Origin of the sequence: Actinomadura sp. KC345, assembly GCF_004348515.1 — a bacterium.
GTDB lineage: Bacteria > Actinomycetota > Actinomycetes > Streptosporangiales > Streptosporangiaceae > Spirillospora.
The window spans coordinates 1-3967 of record NZ_SMKH01000468.1 but is presented as its reverse complement, the minus strand read 5'-3'; the positions used below and the strand labels follow the sequence as shown (position 1 = coordinate 3967).

At 74.8% G+C, this 3967-nt stretch carries 2 protein-coding genes and 1 pseudogene; all 3 read right to left on the bottom strand.

What is annotated here, in order from left to right; all coding sequences use genetic code 11:
* The coding region (locus E1281_RS38245) for a glycine--tRNA ligase (protein WP_131884586.1) at nucleotides 1-2806 on the bottom strand (2806 nt) is incomplete at its 3' end.
* A gap of 108 nt (nucleotides 2807-2914) precedes the next feature.
* Nucleotides 2915-3661: a phytanoyl-CoA dioxygenase family protein gene (locus E1281_RS38240; protein ID WP_131884585.1), complete on the bottom strand. Its 747-nt coding sequence runs from the start codon at nucleotides 3659-3661 to the stop codon at nucleotides 2915-2917.
* A 41-nt stretch (nucleotides 3662-3702) separates the two neighbouring features.
* Nucleotides 3703-3967, bottom strand: a pseudogene (locus E1281_RS38235) (SseB family protein); the annotation flags it as partial.

Here is a 3967-nt window from a genome sequence, read left to right as displayed (position 1 = left end):
GCGTGGGGTGGGCGGGGAGTTCGCCGTGGACGGCGGTGAACGCGGCGTCCAGGTCCTGTTCGGCGGGTTCGGTGAACAGGGCGGGGTCGTAGCCCGCGGCGGTGCCGGCCGGGACGATGCGCAGGACGCGCTGCAACGCCGTCGTGAGCCGCTCGAATCGCGGCGAGCCGAGCAGCTCCGCCAGGTCGGCCGCGGCATCCGCGGCGCGGGCGGGCGCGCCCGCGTGCGGGAGGACGGCCCGGACGATGTGCACGGGGCGGCCCTCGTCCAGGAGGTTCTGTTCCAGGCGGCGCGCGACGAACCGCTCCGCCTCGCCGAGGGCTTCAGGGGCGACGTCCACCGGCTGATGCCGGGCGGCGATCGCGAGGCCGTCCCCGACCGTGACCGGCGCCAGGCGCGGGACGTCCCGCAGGATCGCGGTCAGCGCGAGGGCGGCGCGGCGGAGGCCGAACGGGTCGGAGCCGCCGGTCGGGGCGGACCCGACGGCGAACAGGCCCGCGAGGAGGTCGAGCCGGTCGGCGGCGGCCAGGACCGCGCCCGCGGTCGTCGCGGGCAGGGCGTCCCCGGCCGAGCGGGGCAGTTCCATGTCGTGGAGGGCCTCCGCGACGGCGTCGTCCTCGCCGGAGCGGCGGGCGTACTCGCGGGCCATCGTCCCCGCGAGGCTCGACAGCTCGATGACCATGGAGGAGGCGAGGTCGAACTTGGCCAGCGCGGCGGCGCGGCGTGCCGCCGCCCGCTCCGCCGGGGCCAGGTCGAGGCGGTCCGCCAGGTCGGCGGCGATCGCGGCGATGCGGGACGAGCGGTCGGCCATCGAGCCGAGGCGCTCGGTGAACGTGAGCCTGCCGAGCCCCTCCTTGATCTGCTCCGGAGTGCTCCGGAGGTCCTGCTGGTAGAAGAACGAGGCGTCCTCGTAGCGCGCGCGGAGCACGGCCTCGTTCCCGGCCCGGACGGCGCCGTGGTCGCAATCGCCGTTGGCGACCGTGACGAAGTACGGCATGAGGCGCCCCGCGGACGCCCGCACCGGCAGGTAGCGCTGGTGCTTGCGCATGACCGTCGTGAGGATCTCCTCCGGCAGCTCCAGGTACTTCTCGTCGAACGCTCCCAGGATGGCGACCGGCTCCTCGACGAGGTCGACGATCTCCTCCACGAGTGCCTGCTCGCCGTCGAAGTCGATGGCGCCGCCGTGGCGGCGGGCGAGCGCTCCGGCGTCCTCGATGACGCGGGTGCGGCGGCGGGCCGGGTCGGGCTCGATTCCGTGCTCGCGGAGCGTCGTGATCAGTGACGACGCGTCCGGGACCTCGATGACCGGCGCGGCGGCCGTGCGGTGGACGCGGGTGGAGCGGCCCGCCGTCAGGCCGGAGACGGTGAACGGGATCTCGTGGCCGTCCAGGAGCGCGAGCAGCGTGCGGACGGGCCGGGCGAACGACAGGCCGGGCGCGCTCCAGCGCATGTTCTTCCCGGCGCGCAGCCCGGTGACGATCTCCGGGAGCAGCCCCGCCAGGACCTCGGCGGCCGGGCGCCCCGGCACCTCGCGGACGAACCCGGCGTACTCCCCGCCGCCGACCGCGACCTTCCGGACCTCGGAGACGCCGATCCCCTGCCCGCGCGCGAACCCCCGCAGCGCCCGCGTCGGCTCCCCGGAGGCGTCGTAGGCCGCGGTGAGGCGCGGTCCCTTCACGATCTGCTCGGTGTCCGGCTCCCGCGGCTCCAGGTCGCGGACGAGCACGATGATCCGGCGGGGCGTCGCGTAGGCGTCGAGCGAGGAGGCGTCGGTGACCAGGCCGGTCTCCTCCAGCCCGCGCAGCAGCCGTTCCGCCGCGTCGTCCGCCGTGCGGGCGACCTCCTGCGGCGGCAGTTCCTCGACGCCGATCTCCAGCGCGAGCGAGCCGGGCGCGTCCGGGGCGGGCGGCGTGACCGGCTCGGGGACGGCGGCGGGACGGGTCGCGGCGTCGCCCAGCGGGTGGCCCAGTTCGGCGCGGCGCTCCACCCACAGGGCGGCGGCCTCATGGGCGAGGTTCCGCATCCGGGCGAACGCGCGGGCCCGCTCGGTGGCGCCGACCGCGCCGCGCGCGTCCAGGACGTTGAACGCGTGCGAGCATTTCAGCACGTAGGAGTGGGCGGGGACGGGCAGCCGGGCGTCCAGCATCCGCCGCGCCTCCGCCGCGTACGCCTCGAACAGGTCCCGGTTCGTCCCGATGTCCGCGTCGTCGAGGTAGTAGCGGCTCATCTCGTACTCGGCCTGCCCGAACGCCTCCCCGTAGGAGATGCCGGGCGCGTAGGCGATGTCCTTGAAGTGGGAGACGCCCTGGAGTGCCATGAGGATGCGTTCCATCCCGTAGGTGATCTCGACCGACACCGGGTCGAGGGCCAGCCCGCCGGACTGCTGGAAGTACGTGAACTGGGTGATCTCCAGGCCGTCCAGCCAGACCTCCCAGCCGAGCCCCCACGCGCCGAGCGCGGGCGAGGCCCAGTCGTCCTCGACGAACCGGACGTCGTGGGCGCGCAGGTCGACGCCCAGCGCGGCGAGGCTGCCGAGGTAGAGCTCCTGCGCGTCGCCCGGCTCCGGCTTGAGGATCACCTGGAACTGCGTGTGGGTCTGCAGCCGGTTGGGGTTGTCGCCGTACCGGGAGTCGTCGGGGCGCACGCTCGGCTCGGTGTAGGCGACCCGCCACGGCTCCGGCCCGAGGACCCGCAGCGCGGTGGCCGGGTTGAGCGTGCCCGCGCCGACCTCGGTGTTCATCGGCTGCGCGACGAGGCAGCCGCGCCCCGCCCAGTAGCCGGTGAGCCCGATCAGGGCGTCCTGCATGGTCAGCACGGGAATCTCCAAGACGACGGAAGCGACAAGCCTAGACCGTGTTCCACGGCGGACGACGCGAGCCGGGCCTGCGATGAATGGGGCCGGACCTGCGATGGATCACGTACGACCTCGCTCGATCGCGATCCGGACCGGGGACCCTTCCGGGAGCGGTCCGGACGGGAGGAGCGGCGGCTGGGCCATGAAGCGCGGCGCGGTCCCGCGGTGCGGCTGCGCGGCGTGCACGAGGAAGGGGTGGCACAGGTAGACGTCCCCGGCGCGCCCGGTGGCGAGCGCGACCGGGCGGTGCTCGGACGCGGGGACCGCCTTGCCCGCGAGGTCCATGAACGAGAGTCCCCCGTCCCCCGCCGGATCCAGGATCGGCGGGACGTCCAGATGGGAGCCGGCCCGGACCCGGGTGGGCGCGTCGTCCTCTGCCACGTCGGAGAACAGGAACAGCCCCAGGAGCGCGCGGCCCTTCGACTCCGCGTTCACCCGGGCGTCCATGAAGTCGGACGGGTCGTCGCCGGGGAAGCTCGCGTCGATGTGCCAGCCGTCGTCGCCGGGAGCCTCGTCGCTGGGGAACCGCACGGGGAACGTTCCGAGGCCGCCGGGCGGCTCCCAGGCGCCCGCTCCGACGATCGCGTCGAACGCCCGGTGCAGGCGCGGGGTGTTGGCGGCGGCCCGGAACGGCTCCTGCGCGTAGCCGCCGAGCCGGACGACGGGCCGCGTCCATGTCGAGCGGTCGTCGGGGTCGCAGCCGGTGTCGCGCCAGAGGATCTCCCGGCACTCGGCCGCCAGTTCCCGGGAGAAGGCCTCCTCGACCCGGACGAACCCGTCGGCGATGAAGGCGTCAACGTCGATCACGGCCTCACCGTCCCAGACCCGTCTCCGCGGACGCGAACGATTTACCGGCGGACGATGTTCAGTTCCACGCCGCCGACGATGCGGCCGCGGAGCAGTTCGGCGAGGCGGTCGGAGACGCGCTGCACGGTGCGGCGCTCGTCGTGGCCGGGGACGACGGCGAACCGGACGGCCAGCTCCGCCGACGTGCCCTCGGTGACACGGACCCCGCTGACCGACTGGTCGGACCCGAACGCGGCCTCGACGGCGGCGAGGACGTCGGGGTCCTCGTGCGGGGGCGGGACGGGGCGGCCCTCGGCGAGCAGGTGC